The sequence below is a fragment of the Limnobacter sp. SAORIC-580 genome (genome assembly GCF_013004065.1).
GTDB classification, from domain to species: Bacteria; Pseudomonadota; Gammaproteobacteria; order Burkholderiales; family Burkholderiaceae_B; genus Limnobacter; species Limnobacter profundi.
The window spans coordinates 580,996-597,920 of record NZ_CP053084.1 but is presented as its reverse complement, the minus strand read 5'-3'; the positions used below and the strand labels follow the sequence as shown (position 1 = coordinate 597,920).

Below are 16,925 nucleotides of genomic sequence, written 5' to 3'. Positions count from 1 at the left end.
GAAAACCAATGGATCAATGACCGAACCACAAGCCGACCCCGCCAAAGCGTTTGAAGACCACGCCCCAACGCCGGTCAGGCCCAAGTTTGTTCGGCAGCTAGGGCAGTTTTCAGCAGGTTTGCTGATCGCAGCCCTGGTTTTGTTGACGGTAGGCCTGTTCGCCAAAAGCCAATCGGACAACATTCGCAATACACAGCTGGCCCAAATCAATTTGGTTGAAGGTCGCATTCAACAAGAATTGCTGGCCCTCAATGGCCCAGGCAGTGAAACCGTTCAACCTCAGGGCCTGAAGGCCCTGCTGGGTTTGGGTCAAGAGGTCAGCCAGCAAAACAAGGGAATTCAGTGGTTCGGTGCCCTGCACAGCCAAACCCTGCAAGTGTTGCTGACTCAAAGCATTGAAGCACTGTCGCGCCCCGTGGCCGGCATCAATTCAGATCTGGAAACCCAGCGCCAGCTGGAGACACAGCTTAGGCTGGACACACTGCCGAAACTGGCCCAACTCAAAGCACACATTGCCCAAGCCACCAACGGTTACCTTGTCTTGGTATTCGGCCTTGCGACCTTGCTGGCTTCGATTGGCTTTGCCTTGGGCGTTCAATGGAACACCCATCGAAAAACACTTGCCCTGGGTCGCCGCGTACAAATGTTGAGCCGCGCATTGCATAGCCAACAAGAAAACGACCAGAAACGGGAGGGAGCCCACGCGGCCCTTGAAGGTGTGCTGAAAGCGCTGACCAGCAATCAGCAACTGGAGCATCGCGGCACGCTGATGCAAATTGGCCAACAACTTGAAGAACTGAACCAGAGCGGGCGGGCGGTATTGCAGTTTGCAAAATCATTTCACCAGCTGTCTACCCAAGGCACCCAAGTGGTGAAATCAACCTTGAACAGCGAGCAACGCAACGCCAAAGCCGAAAACCACATGGAAATCATGCAAACCCAACTTGAAGGTTTGCGCGCTGACATTCGAAGCGCTGCGCAGGGCTTGCGGAAAGCCGGCGAGGTCAGCCGCCAGCTGCTGGGCCGGCTGGATTCCTCACAAATGGAATTGACCCTGACCGAACCCGAAAACAACCGGCAATTGCAGCAACTGGTCGAGCAAAGCCAACAGGCCCTGAAAGAATCGATTGAGGGTTTGGTGTTGGCCAGCCAAAAAATAAATGCCGGGCAGCATGAATCAAACAAGCTGGCCGAGTACATGGCTGTGAATCAAACCGCGTGGTCTAACCTGCTGAGCCAGGTTGAACAGGTGGCCGAATCTGCATCGCAAGAATCAGAAAGCGCCCTTCGCCTGGCCAAACGCCTGATGGAACAAAGCCAGCACACAGCACTGGCCTCGCCAAACAATCAAGCAGCCAAGGCACCACCGCAGCTGCTGCCCTGACCCGCGGTACAGCCATAGCAATGGTCACCCACCACCACTTCGATGGAATCAAGCGCGGTCTGCGTCAAATCAGCCAACGTCAGCGCCCTGCCCTGTGAATCGCGCACAGGCCAACCCAGTTGCTGGTTGAAGTCGCAATCGTACAGCGTGCCTTCGTAGTCAATCGACACCAAGCTGCGGCACATCACCGCCGCCAGGTTACTTTCCCGGTATGCGCCTTTCAGCGTGTTCATATAGGTCTCGAACGTGCCCTTGCTGATCAAGGTACTGCCAAAACGGGCAATCGGCATGTTGGTGATTGTCACCAGGCCGGTGAAGCGAATGCCAAACTTCTCGAACAACACAGCCTTGTAATCGGCTTCCAGTGCTTCTTGCGGGGGTGGCAATGAAGGACCTTGTGGGTTGAACACCAAGGTCAAACGCAGCTTGTCACCATAACCCAGTGCATTCAGTTTTTGCAGGCCTGCAATGCTGGCATCGAACACACCCTTGCCGCGTTGCTTGTCCACATTGTCTTCAAGGTAGCAAGGCAAGGATGCAAAAATTTCAACTTCATTTTCAGCGAGAAATTCAGCCAAATCCTCATAGCCTGGCTCACTCAAAATGGTCAGGTTGCACCGGTCAATCACATGCACACCTGCTTTGCGCGCAGCCACCACCAGGCGCTTGAAGCGCGGGTTCATCTCCGGAGCACCACCGGTCAAATCAAGTTTTTTCACCCAGCCCTGATTCATCAGGGTAATCAACTGGTCAATTTGCTCGTCTTGCATCAGCTCGGTGCGATTGGGGCCTGCATTCACATGGCAGTGGGTACAGCTTTGATTACACAGGTAACCCAGATTCACCTGAATGGTTTCCAGGTTCAAGCGCTTCACGCTGGGGAAGGTGGTACTTTTCAACAAATGAACTACTGAGTGCATGTAGGCTCCGGTTTCTGTGCGCCGCTTGGTTATTTCGTTTTCAGATAATGAGAGAATCAAGGCTTGCAAGCAAGATTGATCCGGTTTGATTATCGCGTTAATCGATAGTAACAAACTTACACAAGCTCATTCGCTCAAGCCATGATTCAAGTTACAGTCAACGGTGAAAATCGTGAAATGCCCGAGAACAGCACTGTGGCGCACCTTGTGGAAAGCCTCAAACTGACCGGCAAGCGCATCGCTGTCGAACTGAATGGCGAAATTGTGCCCAAAAGCCAGCACGCCACCACGCCACTGAACGCCGGGGCCAGCTTGGAAATTGTGGTTGCTGTGGGTGGTGGCTAAACAATCAGTACCAATCAGGAGCAGTACCCTCATGAACACCTCAACTGAAAAGCACAACGACACCTGGAAAGTAGGTAGCCGTGAATTCACCAGCCGCTTGCTGGTGGGCACCGGTAAATACGCCAGCCTCGACGAAACCCGCGAGGCAATCACTGAAAGTGGCGCTGAAATTGTGACAGTGGCCATACGCCGCACCAACATTGGCCAGAATGCAGGTGAAGCCAGCTTGCTCGATTACATTGCCCCCAGCAAATTCACCTACCTGCCCAACTCGGCCGGTTGCTACACCGCCAAAGATGCGGTGCGCACCTTGCGCCTGGGTCGTGAACTGCTGGATGGCCATAATCTGTGCAAACTCGAGGTGCTGGGCGACCCCACCAATCTGTACCCCGACATGGAAGAAACACTGATTGCCGCCAAAGAACTGGTGGCCGATGGTTTCGACGTGATGGTGTATTGTTCCGACGACCCCATTTACGCCCGCAAGCTAGAGGATGTGGGTTGTTTGGCCATCATGCCCTTGGCCTCGCTCATTGGTTCTGGCATGGGTATTTTGAACCCTTGGAACATCAACCTGATTCTGGAAAAAGCACAGGTGCCCGTGATTGTGGATGCCGGTGTGGGCACGGCGTCCGATGCCGCCATCGCCATGGAACTGGGTTGTGCTGGCGTATTGATGAACACCGCAATCGCCAAGGCACAAAACCCGGTGCAAATGGCCCGTGCCATGCGTTTGGCCACACAGGCCGGTCGCGATGCCTTTCTTGCGGGTAGAATGCCGAAAAAGTTTTACACGGCCAGCCCCTCTTCCCCTGTGGAAGGCGTTATTTCCTCCAGTTCAAAATGACAGACCAAACCCCCGACAATCCGTTTCGCGACCAGCACATCAAAAGTTTTGTGAAACGTCGGGGGCATATTTCACGCGCCCAGGAACGTGCCGTGGAAGAAGGCATGCCCAAGTGGGGCATCGCCTACAGCCCACAAACCCACATTGATTTCGACAAGCAATGGGGCACACAAGGCCAAGCCAATTGGCTTGAAATCGGCTTTGGCATGGGCGAAACCACCGCAAAAATTGCCAAGGCACACCCCCATGTAAACTACTTGGGTGTTGAAATTTATACCGCCGGTGTGGGGTCGCTGATCAAGAAGATTGAAGAAGAGGGCATAGAAAACATTCGGATCATTTCCCATGATGTGGTCGATGTACTTCGCGACATGATTCCCGATGCCAGCCTTGACAAAGTGTTGCTGTATTTTCCCGACCCCTGGCGCAAGGCCCGCCACCACAAACGGCGACTCATCCAAGCTGAATTTGTGGCAAAGCTAGCGAAAAAGATGAAACCTGGCGGGGTGCTGCACTGTGCCACCGACTGGGAAAATTACGCCCACCACATGCACGATGTACTCAGCGTGGCGCCCGATTGGCAGAATGTGGCGTCAACACCCTTTGCGCCACGGCCCGATGACAGGCCTCTGACCAAGTTCGAGAATCGCGGATTGAAACTTGGCCACGGTGTCTGGGACCTTCTCTACCGTGTTCGCTGACACGGTTCAAACAGACCTCCCCTCTTGCGGTATGCCTTGCTGCGCCTGAATTTGCTTTAATCAGGCTCAACCTCGTAAATTCAACACGGCATGCTTTCATCGCAAAAAAACGGGCTGTTGCGCGCACTGATCGCCAACAGCACCGTCATCTCGCTTAACTCACGCACGTTACTGGTTTGCGTTACAGCGCTGTTGGCCCTGTCACTTAGCATTTACGCCATTTTGAATAATCAGTTCAGTGCACAACATGCCGAACGCATAGATCAATTGCTCATTGCCAAAGCCCAAGCCATTGACCACAAGGACCACTCCGGGCACAACCACGCAATGGCCATGACGCCGGTGTATTACCACTCCGGCAATATTGAGGGTGCACAAGGCACACTGCACTGGCCCAAAGATTGTGAACTTTCCCAAGCCCCATCGGAATCAAAAATTCAGCGATTCAAGTGCGAAAACGGCGTTCGCCTGCACGCACTTCAGGCCATGCTGCCCCTGGAAGACGCTGCGAATCAAACAATCATCCTGTGGGCCACGCACATTCCAAATGCCTCACTGCTCAACATGCAAGTTGAAGACATTCTTGGACTTACCGCCCTGGTACTGGTCATCAGCACCTTGTGCAGTCGCTGGATCAGTCAGTCCATCACCCAACCCCTGGGAGAAATTACCACCAGCGCGCAACTCATGGCCGAGGGAAATTACGATTGGCGACTTCCTGAAAGCTCCATTGGCGAAATCAACCAGCTGGCGTTCACCTTCAACCACATGGCGAAGAGCCTGCAAGAACGCGACAAGGTGATTCGGCGCACCGCCTACAAAGATCAATTGACGGGGCTGGACAACCGCGCGTATTTAACCCTTGCCCTGCGAGAACGTACGCAAAGCGCCCGCGAACCGTTGAGCATTGTGATTTGGGGAATCGACAACCTGGACAATATCAATGAAGTGCTGGGGCATGATGTTGCGGACAAAGTGTTGGTTAAAGTGGCACGCAAAGCCAGTCGCATTTGCCAGGAAAACCTGGTGATTGCGCGTCTTGAAGGCAATATTTTCTGCATGCTTTTGCCACGAGAATTGCTGGAAAGCATGCTGAAAAAACACACCCTGAAACGCATGTTGCATGGTTCACTGCGGGTACAGAACTATCAACTGGACATTCAAAGCCATGCGGGCCTTGCGCACTATCCCGAGCACGGTCAATGCCCCGAAACGCTAATGCGCCGGGCTGAAATTGCTCGCCAACTGGCCAAAAAAACACGCCAAACCAGCATTGTTTTCGAGGCGCGGCTTGAACAGCGTTCGGCCAATCGGCTTGAACTGATTGCCCAACTGCGCAAAGCCATTACAGACAACGAATTCTGCCTGTTTTTTCAACCCAAATTGAACCTGCGCACCAACAGCATTAACCAGGCGGAAGTGCTCTTGCGCTGGAACCACCCTGTTCACGGTTTGATTGCGCCTGGGGCCTTTATTGAACTTGCCGAGCAAACCGGCATGATCCGCGACATTACGCGCCTGGTTCTCAAACAAACCTACGCCATCATTACGCTGTGTGCCAATCAAAACATCAGGTTGTCAGTCAATCTTTCCGCGATGGATCTGGAAGATTTCAGCCTGATTGATTTCATGCAAACTTTGCATAAGCAGCAACCCGATGCCTCGCGCCATATTGTGTTGGAAATCACTGAAAGTGCAGCCATGCGAGACCCAGAGCAAGCGTTGGACATACTCAATCAGTTGGCTGCCATGCATTTTCAAATCGCGGTGGATGACTTTGGCACGGGCTACTCCTCACTGGCCTATTTGAAGCGCTTCCCGGTCACCGAATTGAAAATTGACCGCTCACTAGTGCAGGGCGCAGACCTGGACACGGATGGTCAGATCATTCTTGAATCAACCATCGAAATGGGCCACATCATGGGCTTGCTGGTCACCACCGAAGGTGTAGAAACCCAGTCCGAATACGAACTGGTTAAAAAGCTGGGGGCCGACTATGTTCAAGGCTTCTGGCTGTCCAAACCCATGCCGTTTGACGAATTCAAACTGAAACACCTGGTTGGCAACCACGACCAGCTGGTCCAACACCTCTAAACGGCTCAAATAGCACATCAAAATTGGTCGTATTTGACCCGGGCACCCTCGGCTTCGATATGATGTGAGCATGACAATTCACACATTCAAAGCATCACCGTGAAAATGAAACAGTTCGATGTCGCCATCATTGGCAGTGGTTTGGCAGGATTAACCACCGCCCTACAATTGGCCGACAAGCTCAAAGTGGCCATTATTTGCAAACGCTCAGTTTCCGACTCGGCAAGCCGTTGGGCCCAAGGTGGCATTGCCGCTGTGCGCGACCCTGCCGACAGCGTGGCCGAACATGTGCAAGACACCCTGGTAGCGGGTGGCGGCCTGTGCGAACGTGATGCCGTGCAATTCATTCTGGAAAACGCATCCAAATCCATCGACTGGTTGGTGGAACAAGGTGTGCCGTTTTCTCGCGAAGACGAAGAAGGCCCCAGCAATACCGAACCCAACGGGTTCCACCTGACCCGAGAAGGCGGGCACAGCCGCAGGCGAATCCTGCACGTGGCCGATGCCACAGGCGATGCAGTACAAACCACGCTGGAAGCCAAAGCGCGCAACCACCCCAACATTCAATTGTTTGAACACCACATGGTGATCGACCTGATCACCGGCGACCGGCTAAGCGAGAAAAAGGCCGGCATTTTGGGTGCTTACGTTCTGGACGAACAATCGCAACGCGTACTCACCCTGACCTGCCCTTACATTGTGCTGGCTTGCGGCGGCGCGGGCAAAGTGTACAACTACACCACCAACCCCGACACAGCCACGGGTGACGGGATTGCCATGGCCTGGCGTGCAGGATGCCGAATTTCCAATATGGAATTCATCCAGTTCCACCCCACCTGCCTGTACCACCCCTATGCCAAAAGCTTTTTGATTACCGAAGCGGTGCGCGGCGAAGGTGGTTTGCTGAAACTGCCCGATGGCACACGCTTCATGCCCGAGCACGACGAACGGGCAGAACTGGCACCGCGTGATGTGGTGGCGCGCGCCATCGACTTTGAAATGAAAAAACGCGGCCTGGATTGCGTGTACCTGGACATCAGCCATGAACCGGCTGAGAAACTGAAAAAACATTTCCCTACCATTTACAAACGTTGCCTTGAACTGGGCATCGACATCACCAAGCAAGGCATTCCTGTTGTGCCTGCTGCGCATTACACCTGCGGTGGCGTGGTCACCGACCACAATGCCCGCACCGACATTCCCGGCCTGTATGCCGTGGGCGAAACAGCCTACACAGGCCTTCACGGTGCCAACCGGCTGGCCAGCAACAGCCTGCTGGAATGCGTGGTATTGGGGCAAGCTGCCGCCAACCACATTTTGACCAAACCCAACCGCGAAACCATGGGACTGCCGGATTGGGACGAAAGCCGGGTTACCGACCCAGATGAAGAGGTGGTGATTTCCCACAACTGGGCAGAACTTCGCCAGACCATGTGGAACTACGTGGGCATTGTACGAACCGACAAACGCCTGGAACGGGCGCAGCACCGCATCCAATTGCTTCGTGCCGAAATTCTGGAGTTCTACAGCAACTTCCGCGTAAGCCGGGATTTGCTGGAATTGCGCAACCTGGTGGACGTGGCCGATTTGATCGTGACCAGCGCACTAAGCCGCAAGGAAAGCCGTGGTTTGCATTTCAGTGCCGACTACCCGGGCACCCTGCCCAAAGCATTCCCCACGGTGTTGCAACGACCCAAGAAAAAATGAATATGCGTGATTTCAAGGGAATCGGACAACCCCGTCGGGTTGACGCACCAAACCAACAATTCGCGCTCACTCCATTACTCGAAGCGAATAATCCACCGCCGTAACGTCTTTCGTGAGCGCCCCGATCGAAATGCGGTCCACACCAGTCTCGGCAATGGCTCGCACCGTGTGCTCGTTTACCCCGCCTGATGCTTCCAGAATAGCCCTGCCTTTGTTCACCTCAACGGCCACACGCATGGCCTCCAGCCCAAAGTTGTCCAGTAGCACCGACTTGGCACCAGCTTGTAGCGCCTCCTCAAGCTGAACCAAACTTTCAACCTCAATTTGCACACTCACATGCGGCGCACCCAAGGCATCGGCATTGGCCAGCACCGGGGCAATTCCTCCCGCAGCCGCAATGTGGTTTTCCTTGATCAAAATACCGTCGTACAACGCCAAGCGCTGATTCAAACCGCCCCCAACCCGCACAGCGTACTTTTGAGCCAAACGCATGCCGGGCAAGGTTTTTCGGGTATCCAGAATGGATGCTTTTGTGCCTTCAATCAGGCGCACAAAATGGCGTGTTCGGGTAGCCACTGCAGAAAGCAACTGCAAATAATTCATCGCTGAACGCTCGGCCGTCAGCAAAGGCCGGGCATGGGCATCAATCTCACACACCACTGTGCCAGGCTGAACCTCGTACCCCTCAGGCACTTGCCAACGCACCAAAGCATCCGGGCACAGTGCATTGAACACCCCGTTGAACCAGTCCTGCCCACACACCACCGCCTTGTCGCGGCACAGCAGCTGCGCCTTGCAGCGCTTGCCCTCGGGCACTAACAGACCGGTCCAGTCTGTATTGCCCATGTCTTCGGCAATCGCATCATGCACATTTTTCAGCAAGGCCAGCTCAAGCGCCGGCCCAAACGATTGAAAGAGTTCTGAACGGCTCATGCTGGCCCCACTCCCTTGTGTGCCTGTTCCAGGCGACCCTGGCCACGCGGCCCGGAAATACCATGTGTTTTCGCGAAATCCAGCATTCGGTCGATGCAACGGTAAGCCTGTTTGCCCAGCGCGGAGTCCACATGCACCTCGCCCAAGCCGGTATCAAACCCGGTCTTCAACACATCGCGCAGGTTTTTCAAACCATTCATGGCCATCCAGGGGCAATGGGCGCAGCTTTTGCAAGTGGCTGAATTGCCCGCGGTAGGCGCCTCAATCAAGGTTTTACCCGGTGCAAACTGACGCATTTTGTGCAAAATTCCGTTGTCAGTGGCCACAATGTAGGTGTCAACACCTGGGGTTTGCGTGGCCTTGATCAGCTGAGTGGTCGAACCCACCACATCGGCCAGTGCCACCACATCGGCTGGCGATTCCGGGTGCACCAACACCATGGCCTGCGGGTGCTGGGCTTTCAGCATTTTGAGTTCTTCAGCCTTGAACTCGTCGTGTACCAGGCACGAGCCCTGCCACAGCAACATATCGGCACCAGTCTGTTTTTGGATGTACTGCCCCAAATGCCGATCGGGTGCCCAAATCAGCTTTTGCCCCTGTGCATGCAAATGGCCCACAATGTCCAAGGCAATGCTTGAGGTCACCATCCAGTCTGCGCGCGCCTTCACGGCAGCACTTGTGTTGGCATACACCACCACTGTGCGATCGGGGTGTTGATCACAAAACGCGTTGAACTCTTCCGAGGGGCACCCCAGGTCCAGTGAACATGTGGCATCCAGGTCTGGCATGAATACGCGTTTCTCGGGATTCAAAATCTTGCTTGTTTCACCCATGAATCGCACGCCCGCCACCACCAGGTTCTGCTGCTTGCTCTCGCGCCCAAAACGCGCCATTTCAAGGGAATCTGAAACACAACCGCCGGTTTCCTCAGCCAGGTCTTGCAATTCAGAGTCCACGTAATAATGCGCCACCAACACGGCATCACGGGCTTTCAGCAAAGCCTTGATCTCCGCCTTCAAAGCAGCCCTTTCGTCGGGCCCCGGTTGCTGGGGCACACGGGCCCACGCTTGGGAGGGTTTACAACTGGTGGAGGGGCTGGCCTGTGAGGGCAAATCGAACTCAACAGGCTTGATGTCTACTTGATTCACGGAACGCTCGGTTGGTGACAAGGAAAACACGCATTTTACTCCCTTGGCCCCAGAAAATCCCGGGAATCCAGAACGAAGAACGATCTGAACTTTTGAGTGCTCCCCGTCACTCAAAGGGAGCATTTTCATTAATGCGACAGCGCTCGTTGCCCAAATGCCCGAAGCACGTTGTCTTTTTAGCCCTCATCAATACTCTTGGAGCACTCCACATGTTGAAGCAATCCCTTAAATCCTTGTCCATTCTGGCTGCATTGTTGTCCATGCACTCAGTTGCACAGGCCACCTGTCAAGGCAATGACTGTCAAGTTGAAATCGATGCCAATGTTGAATTTGACAGCAGCTATTACCTCAGCCCAAACCACAACGGCATTTTCATTCAAAGCAACACCGGCACCAATGCTGCAATCGTTGATCTACAAAACGTGGTCATGCGCGACAACGGCGATATCACTGGTTCAGCCCAGGCCGTGGGCAACAACATTGCCATTTCTCTCAGTTCATCATCCAAAGTTCCTGTTCGCCATGTGTCCCAAAGCAACTATGGCGATCAACTGGCGTCAGTCAACCTGTCCCAGCGGAGCACATCAAAAACCGGCGAAGTTCTCATTGAAGCCGTTTCAATTGGCAACAACTTCAGCCTGAATCTTGACAACACAAGCCTGGCCGAATTGTCAGTGGCTCAGTGCAACGTCAGCGACAACGTGGCTGTGGCTGAATACCGTTGGGATCCAACCCGCCTCACAGCGTCAGCTACCGCAGTTGGCAACAACATTTCAATTGGCGGCGCACGTCCTTAATTGAACTTTTTTGCCCTAGGCGACAACCTACAGCCAAAGGTCGCTTGGGGCAAACCCAACCCCATAAATCCCATCCGGAAATACCAAGGAAACCATCGAATGAAATTACTCAAACTTTGTTTTGCCACTCTTGCCCTGGGCCTTGGCAGCGCACACGCACAAACCTTTGAAGGCAATGTCAGTTCATTCGAAACACCTTTTGGCATGCGCAGCGTCACCGACATCGACTCACCCGCAGGCACACGCCGCGACGCGAATTTCAACCGCACCCAAGTTGACTCTCCAGGCTGGGGGTTCGCCGCCACCGCAATCGGCAACTTGATCAATGTACAAACCGACGGCAACAACAACACCGTTGTCATTAATGCCACACAAATCAACAATGGCGCTCAGAACGCCACGATTGATGGCGGCTTCTGATCCAAAGTCACTTACTGCTCTTGAATACACAAAGGCCCACTATGTCCCGCTATCCGCTTCCAAAATTTGCATTCATCTCGATGCTTGCCGCATCGGCCAGTGCATGTACAACGCTACCCTCCTTCAGTGAAGCGGAGTACGTCAGCCCCTTCGACGGAGCAAGCGTGGTAGAAAATACAACCCGCTACAGCCCTGCACTGGAATGCCTGAGACCCATGGTAGGCGGCCGAGGTCCCAATGCAAAACGGTTTGCAGTCGGGCGGGTCAGTGATTTCACGGGAAAAGAAGACCTGGTCAACGGAAAACGAATCACCCAAGGTGCAGCCTTAATGGTTATTTCTGCTTTGGCAAAAACCGGGGTGCCCATGGTTGAGCGGTTCGACACCTCGATTGCCGACATGGAATTGAAGTACTCCGACAACAAGTTGATCACCGACAACCCGGACAGCAAAGCACATCGGCAAATTTTTTCAGGTTCGCTGCCAGGCTCTGACTATCACATCGTGGGTGGCATCACCGAGGTGAACTACAACATTCGCAGTGGCAGCCTGGAGTCATCCATTCGCTTCATCGGCGCGGCAGCCCGCTACTTTGTCATGAACGTAGCAGTTGATCTGCGTGTAGTGAACACCAAAACACTTGAAGTGGTGAACACACAAAGCCTTCAAAAACAGATTATTGGCACTGAATTGAATGGGGGTTACTTCCGCCTGTTCAGCGATGGCCTGGTCGATGTGAATGCCGCTGAACGAACGCAAGAGCCAATTCAAAAAGGTGTTCGCATGGTGATTGAACATGCGGTGTTCAATATGCTGACCGAGATGAACAATTTGTCAGCACAAAGCTGTGCAAGATTAAGCACAGCCAAACCCGGCGAATTGCGCAGCAATCAAGCCGCCATGAATACGCCAGCCAAACAGCGCAGCAACAATTCAATCGTGCTAACCCCTCCACCCGCTTCAACCTCGGCAGGGCAAGACCCCAGCATTGTGATCGACCCCTACACCGGAGAAATCATTCGCGAAGCAAGCATTGAGAACGCCTCCACCGCGTCATCACAAAGCGAGGTAACTGAGTTGAAAGGCTTGTTTGGCAGTGGCAGCAACGCGCAAACCGCACCGCAGGAATCGACTAGCAACACCACCCGTGAAATGCAGGAAAAACTGCTGTGGGGCAGTCGACCACAGATTCGATAAGCAATTGGGTAACAACGGTTGCGGAGTAAGCAATACGCAGCGCACCAACAAAAAAGCCTCAAGAGTACTTGAGGCTTTTTTAATGGGGTTTTTTACCGGTTTATAGGGTCTTAAGCAGACTCATCCGACTGCACACCATCTTCCTTGATCGGTGAGGCCAAAATTTTGTCAATCCGCTTTTGGTCCATGTCCACCACTTCAAATCGCCAACCTTCCCAATCCACCGTGTCTCCGGTGGCTGGCAAGCGCCCTGTCAACAACATCACCATGCCACTCAGGGTGTGGTAACGGCCTTTTTCTTCTTCCGGCACACTCTTGATATTCAAGGTGTCTTTCAGTTCCAGAATGGCAATGGCACCATCCAGCAACCACGAGCCGTCTTCGCGCTGTACCGCCCAAGAGTCTTCCTTGTTGTGCGGGGTAAACTCACCAGTCAGAGCTTCCATCAAATCGTGCAGGGTCACAATGCCTTCAAGTTCGCCATACTCGTCGATCACAAAGGCAATGTCCATGTTGTTGCTGCGGAACTGGGTTAACAGCTCCATGCCCGTCAGGGTTTCCGGCACAAACACACACTGCTGCAAATTGGTTGAAAAGTCGGGCATCTTGCCCTGTGCGGCGTAGGCCAAAGCCTGTTTGGCATGAATTACACCGATCAAGTTGTCGAGGTTGCCATCGACCACCGGGAAGCGTGAATACTGCGATTCAATCACACGCTTCAGATTTTCCTCCTGAGGCAGTCGAATATCGAGATACAACACATCGGAACGGGGAATCATGAGTGAACCCAGCTGGCGATCATCCAAGCGGAACACATTGCGCAGCATGGTGTGCTCGCTGCTTTCGATGACGCCCGATACCGAACCCTCGTCCAACATGGCGTGAATTTCTTCCTCGGTCACACCGTTGTCGGTGTTTTCTTTCACACCCATAATGCGCAACAAACCGCGGGTCGAAAAAGACAAAAACATGACGAACGGGCGCGTGGCAATTGCGAGAATTTGCATGGGCCTTGCCACCAAGCGGGCAATGACCTCCGGGCTGATTTGCCCCAAACGCTTGGGCACCAGTTCACCGACCACAATTGACACATAGGTAACACCAACAACCACAATGGCAGTGGACACAATGTCTGTCATCGCCACTTCCAGGCCGAAGGTTTGCAACCAAAGCGCCAGTGGTTTGGCCAATACCGCCTCACCCACAATACCGCTCAGCACACCAATCGATGTGATGCCAATTTGTACTGTTGACAAAAACTTGGTGGGATCTTCAGACAACTTGAGCGCAACCGCAGCGGATTTGTCACCTTCTGCAGCCAACTTCACCAAACGCGCCTTTCTGGCGGTAACCAGGGCAATTTCGGACATGGCAAACAAGCCATTGGTCACAATAAGGCCAATCAGAATCAGCACTTCCACGTCAACTCTCCTCTTTTCAAGGGCAAAACAAGGGTGCCAAGCGCAAGGCTTAAAGGAGCATTGTCAAGCAGGAAGAACTTGGGAAAACGACGCGCAACGAGCGCTTTGAAGGGGGTTGCCAATGACGGCGCGGTGAAGTTTGAGCAACTTCGACAACTGGAACTATCCATATACGGTCGGGAAAGGCCCGAGCACTCCTATCAGAAAAAAACACCGCCTAATCGTACAAAGACGAAGGGGCGGTGTCAATTTTTCTTTTAAAAATCAGGTCTTGTGGTAAATCTCAGACCCTTTCTTGATGAACTCGATCGATTTTTCTTCCATTCCCTTGCTCAAGGCATCTTTTTCAGAAACACCCAGTTTTTCTGCGTATTCACGCACATCTTGGGTAATTTTCATCGAGCAGAAGTGCGGGCCACACATTGAGCAGAAGTGAGCCACTTTCATGCTTTGCTTGGGCAGGGTTTCGTCGTGGAATTCACGGGCCGTATCGGGGTCAAGCCCCAAATTGAACTGATCTTCCCACCGGAACTCGAAACGGGCCTTGGATAAGGCATTGTCTCGAATTTGAGCGCCAGGGTGCCCTTTGGCCAAATCGGCGGCGTGGGCTGCAATTTTGTAGGTGATGATGCCGTCTTTCACGTCTTTTTTGTTCGGTAAGCCCAAGTGTTCTTTTGGGGTCACATAACAAAGCATGGCACAGCCGTACCATCCAATTTGTGCGGCACCAATTCCACTGGTGATGTGGTCGTAACCAGGGGCAATGTCGGTGGTCAGTGGGCCAAGGGTGTAAAACGGGGCTTCATGGCACTCTTTCAATTGAATGTCCATGTTCTCTTTGATCAATTGCATGGGCACATGGCCTGGACCCTCGATCATTACCTGCACATCGTGCTTCCAGGCAATCTGGGTCAATTCGCCCAAGGTGCGAAGCTCGCTCAGCTGCGCCTCATCATTGGCATCCCAAACCGAACCGGGGCGCAAGCCATCACCCAGCGAGAAGCTGACGTCGTAAGCCTTCATGATTTCGCAAATGTCTTCGAAATGCTCATACAAGAAGCTTTCTTTGTGGTGGGCCAGGCACCACTTCGCCATGATTGAACCACCACGAGACACAATACCTGTCATGCGGCTTGCGGTAAGCGGCACATAAGCCAGACGCACACCGGCGTGAATGGTGAAGTAGTCCACACCCTGCTCAGCTTGCTCAATCAGCGTGTCGCGGAAAATTTCCCAGGTCAGGTCTTCAGCCTTGCCATTGACCTTTTCCAGGGCCTGGTAAATAGGCACTGTACCAATGGGAACAGGGCTGTTGCGCAAAATCCATTCGCGGGTTTCATGAATATGCTTGCCAGTGGACAAGTCCATTACCGTGTCGCCACCCCAACGAATGGCCCAGGTCATTTTCTCGACTTCTTCACCGATTGAAGATGACACAGCCGAGTTACCGATGTTGGCATTGATTTTCACCAGAAAATTGCGACCAATGATCATCGGTTCAATTTCAGGGTGATTGATGTTGGCGGGAATGATGGCCCGACCACGGGCAATTTCATCGCGCACGAACTCTGGTGTAATTTGCTCAGGAATTGACGCCCCAAAAGACTGGCCTGGGTGCTGACGGGTCAGCAAATCAACCATTTTGGCGCCAATTTTTCCACCTGCGTTCTTCAGGCTTTCAATGTATTCCTGGCGGCGCAGGTTCTCGCGGATGGCCACATACTCCATTTCCGGCGTAACAATACCCTGGCGAGCGTAATGCATTTGCGTCACGTTTTTACCGGCCTTCGCCTTGCGCGGTTTGCGCTGCAAGTTGAAACGCAGTTCTGTCAGCTTGGGGTCATTCAGGCGCTCAATGCCGTATTCAGAACTGGGGCCACTCAGCAACTCTGTGTCATTGCGTTCTTCAATCCAGGGATTGCGAATGGCAGGCAAGCCTGAACGAATGTCGATTTTTGCAGTGGGGTCTGTGTAAATGCCGGAGCAGTCGTACACGTAAATCGGCGGGTTTTTCTCGCCACCGAATGAAGTGGGTGTGTCGTCTTGTGAAACTTCACGCATGGGCACCTGAATGTCGGGCCGTGAGCCCTGCACATAGACCTTGCGGGAATTGGGAAGCGGCTTGACCGCAGCTTCATCCACCTTCGCGGTGGCTGCGAGGAAATCGGGATTGGCGCTCATGTGTACTCCTGTTGGGCGTGAATCGTTGTGCCGGGTGCATGAACATTCCACCCAGCCAAGCCCAAGGAGCAAAGCCAGTGAAACGCTTCCTGCAAACAGCATTATCTGCACAGGTGTGAGGGTTTTTCTCACCCGGCAACAATTTGCCAGGACCCCTGCGTTAAACTTGAATAAGCTCAAAGTATAGGCCCGCCTGCGTCGTACCTCAATACGCGGTTTGCACAAGGCGCTCTTTTTGTTCAACTTTCTCGGATCACGCAATTCAATGGGCAACAGACTCAGTTCAATCACCACCCGCACTGGCGACGATGGCACCACTGGCTTGGCCGATGGCAGCCGTTTGGCGAAAAACGATCTTCGTGTTCATGCCATGGGCGATGTCGATGAGTTGAACAGCCACATCGGCCTGATATTGACTGAAGCCTTGCCTGAGCGCCTGGCCACCGAACTCACCCGCATTCAGCACGACCTGTTTGATTTGGGCGCAGCCCTGTGCATGCCGGGTTTTGATGTGTTTCCACCCCAAGCAGTGGCGCGGCTGGAAGACTTGATCAAGGAGTTCAATGAACCCCTGCCGCGTCTGGAAGAATTTATTTTGCCTGGCGGCAGCAAGGCCTCTGCTTACACCCACATTGCGCGCACTGTTTGCCGCAGGGCGGAGCGGGTACTGGTGGACTTGAACCAGCAACAACAACTGCCAGAAGACTTGCTTTTGTACATGAATCGCCTGTCGGATTTCCTGTTTGTGGCTTCCCGCTGGATTCACCACAAAAAAGGCGTTCGCGATGTGCAATGGAAAAAAGGATTCAACCGCCCGCAAGAATAAGTTCG

Annotated in this window: 15 protein-coding genes; 10 read left to right on the top strand and 5 right to left on the bottom strand. The window is 53.4% G+C overall.

Features of this window, described 5'->3' with window-relative positions:
• Positions 1 to 16 precede the first annotated feature (16 nt).
• On the top strand, positions 17 to 1,384 hold the full coding sequence (locus HKT17_RS02800; RefSeq protein ID WP_171097659.1) for a hypothetical protein: 1,368 nt from the start codon (positions 17 to 19) through the stop codon (positions 1,382 to 1,384).
• Here the strand turns inward: HKT17_RS02800 and arsS are convergent.
• Positions 1,348 to 2,304: an arsenosugar biosynthesis radical SAM (seleno)protein ArsS gene (gene arsS / locus HKT17_RS02795; protein WP_171097656.1), complete on the bottom strand. Its 957-nt coding sequence runs from the start codon at positions 2,302 to 2,304 to the stop codon at positions 1,348 to 1,350. The two genes, HKT17_RS02800 and arsS, sit on opposite strands and share 37 nt — an antisense overlap.
• A gap of 144 nt (positions 2,305 to 2,448) precedes the next feature.
• Here arsS and thiS point away from each other — a divergent pair, with 144 nt between their 5' ends.
• The 5 genes from thiS (at position 2,449) to nadB (ending at position 7,998) form a co-directional block, all read left to right on the top strand.
• Positions 2,449 to 2,649, top strand: a complete 201-nt coding sequence (thiS, locus tag HKT17_RS02790; protein WP_198006816.1) for a sulfur carrier protein ThiS — start codon at positions 2,449 to 2,451, stop codon at positions 2,647 to 2,649.
• Positions 2,650 to 2,680: 31 nt separating this feature from the next.
• Positions 2,681 to 3,496, top strand: a complete 816-nt coding sequence (locus tag HKT17_RS02785) for a thiazole synthase (protein WP_171097655.1) — start codon at positions 2,681 to 2,683, stop codon at positions 3,494 to 3,496.
• Entirely contained in the window at positions 3,493 to 4,197 is a 705-nt protein-coding gene (gene trmB, locus HKT17_RS02780; protein WP_171097653.1) for a tRNA (guanosine(46)-N7)-methyltransferase TrmB, read from the top strand. Before HKT17_RS02785 ends, trmB begins: the two co-directional genes overlap by 4 nt.
• Before the next feature lie 90 nt (positions 4,198 to 4,287).
• The gene (locus HKT17_RS02775) at positions 4,288 to 6,291 is read left to right on the top strand and encodes a putative bifunctional diguanylate cyclase/phosphodiesterase (protein WP_171097652.1); all 2,004 of its coding nucleotides are present in this window, start codon (positions 4,288 to 4,290) and stop codon (positions 6,289 to 6,291) included.
• Between the two features lie 105 nt (positions 6,292 to 6,396).
• Positions 6,397 to 7,998, top strand: a complete 1,602-nt coding sequence (nadB, locus tag HKT17_RS02770; protein WP_171097651.1) for an L-aspartate oxidase — start codon at positions 6,397 to 6,399, stop codon at positions 7,996 to 7,998.
• A 66-nt stretch (positions 7,999 to 8,064) separates the two neighbouring features.
• Here the strand turns inward: nadB and nadC are convergent, their stop codons facing one another.
• Together nadC and nadA are read right to left on the bottom strand one after the other, a co-directional pair.
• The gene (nadC, locus tag HKT17_RS02765; RefSeq protein WP_105028222.1) at positions 8,065 to 8,931 is read right to left on the bottom strand and encodes a carboxylating nicotinate-nucleotide diphosphorylase; all 867 of its coding nucleotides are present in this window, start codon (positions 8,929 to 8,931) and stop codon (positions 8,065 to 8,067) included.
• Positions 8,928 to 10,079, bottom strand: a complete 1,152-nt coding sequence (gene nadA / locus HKT17_RS02760; RefSeq protein ID WP_503559579.1) for a quinolinate synthase NadA — start codon at positions 10,077 to 10,079, stop codon at positions 8,928 to 8,930. The genes nadC and nadA overlap by 4 nt, the downstream gene beginning before the upstream one ends.
• Positions 10,080 to 10,288: 209 nt before the next feature.
• On the opposite strand from nadA, the gene HKT17_RS02755 reads away from it, so the two are divergent.
• From HKT17_RS02755 to HKT17_RS02745, 3 genes are all read left to right on the top strand, one after another.
• Entirely contained in the window at positions 10,289 to 10,876 is a 588-nt protein-coding gene (locus tag HKT17_RS02755) for a hypothetical protein (RefSeq protein WP_171097649.1), read from the top strand.
• Between the two features lie 99 nt (positions 10,877 to 10,975).
• Complete coding sequence (locus HKT17_RS02750; RefSeq protein WP_146106631.1) at positions 10,976 to 11,296, top strand: hypothetical protein; 321 nt, start codon at positions 10,976 to 10,978, stop codon at positions 11,294 to 11,296.
• A gap of 41 nt (positions 11,297 to 11,337) precedes the next feature.
• Positions 11,338 to 12,492 (top strand): CsgG/HfaB family protein, encoded by a 1,155-nt coding sequence (locus tag HKT17_RS02745; RefSeq protein WP_205882481.1) that lies wholly within the window; start codon positions 11,338 to 11,340, stop codon positions 12,490 to 12,492.
• Positions 12,493 to 12,602: 110 nt separating this feature from the next.
• On the opposite strand, the gene HKT17_RS02740 is transcribed toward HKT17_RS02745, so the two are convergent.
• Together HKT17_RS02740 and thiC are read right to left on the bottom strand one after the other, a co-directional pair.
• Complete coding sequence (locus HKT17_RS02740) at positions 12,603 to 13,913, bottom strand: hemolysin family protein (protein WP_105028218.1); 1,311 nt, start codon at positions 13,911 to 13,913, stop codon at positions 12,603 to 12,605.
• 264 nt (positions 13,914 to 14,177) lie between these two features.
• The gene (gene thiC / locus HKT17_RS02735) at positions 14,178 to 16,094 is read right to left on the bottom strand and encodes a phosphomethylpyrimidine synthase ThiC (protein WP_171097647.1); all 1,917 of its coding nucleotides are present in this window, start codon (positions 16,092 to 16,094) and stop codon (positions 14,178 to 14,180) included.
• A gap of 265 nt (positions 16,095 to 16,359) precedes the next feature.
• On the opposite strand from thiC, the gene HKT17_RS02730 reads away from it, so the two are divergent.
• Positions 16,360 to 16,920: a cob(I)yrinic acid a,c-diamide adenosyltransferase gene (locus tag HKT17_RS02730; RefSeq protein WP_171097646.1), complete on the top strand. Its 561-nt coding sequence runs from the start codon at positions 16,360 to 16,362 to the stop codon at positions 16,918 to 16,920.
• Positions 16,921 to 16,925 lie beyond the last annotated feature (5 nt).

Excerpts from the sequence above, each read along its gene's own strand:
- HKT17_RS02785 (WP_171097655.1), top strand. The coding sequence starts at position 2,681 with ATGAACACCTCAACTGAAAAGCACAACGACACCTGGAAAGTAGGTAGC.
- HKT17_RS02755 (WP_171097649.1), top strand. The coding sequence starts at position 10,289 with ATGTTGAAGCAATCCCTTAAATCCTTGTCCATTCTGGCTGCATTGTTG.
- HKT17_RS02750 (WP_146106631.1), top strand. The coding sequence starts at position 10,976 with ATGAAATTACTCAAACTTTGTTTTGCCACTCTTGCCCTGGGCCTTGGC.
- thiC (WP_171097647.1), bottom strand. The coding sequence starts at position 16,094 with ATGAGCGCCAATCCCGATTTCCTCGCAGCCACCGCGAAGGTGGATGAA.
- HKT17_RS02775 (WP_171097652.1), top strand. The coding sequence starts at position 4,288 with ATGCTTTCATCGCAAAAAAACGGGCTGTTGCGCGCACTGATCGCCAAC.
- nadC (WP_105028222.1), bottom strand. The coding sequence starts at position 8,931 with ATGAGCCGTTCAGAACTCTTTCAATCGTTTGGGCCGGCGCTTGAGCTG.
- HKT17_RS02800 (WP_171097659.1), top strand. The coding sequence starts at position 17 with ATGACCGAACCACAAGCCGACCCCGCCAAAGCGTTTGAAGACCACGCC.
- arsS (WP_171097656.1), bottom strand. The coding sequence starts at position 2,304 with ATGCACTCAGTAGTTCATTTGTTGAAAAGTACCACCTTCCCCAGCGTG.
- nadB (WP_171097651.1), top strand. The coding sequence starts at position 6,397 with ATGAAACAGTTCGATGTCGCCATCATTGGCAGTGGTTTGGCAGGATTA.
- trmB (WP_171097653.1), top strand. The coding sequence starts at position 3,493 with ATGACAGACCAAACCCCCGACAATCCGTTTCGCGACCAGCACATCAAA.
- HKT17_RS02730 (WP_171097646.1), top strand. The coding sequence starts at position 16,360 with ATGGGCAACAGACTCAGTTCAATCACCACCCGCACTGGCGACGATGGC.
- HKT17_RS02745 (WP_205882481.1), top strand. The coding sequence starts at position 11,338 with ATGTCCCGCTATCCGCTTCCAAAATTTGCATTCATCTCGATGCTTGCC.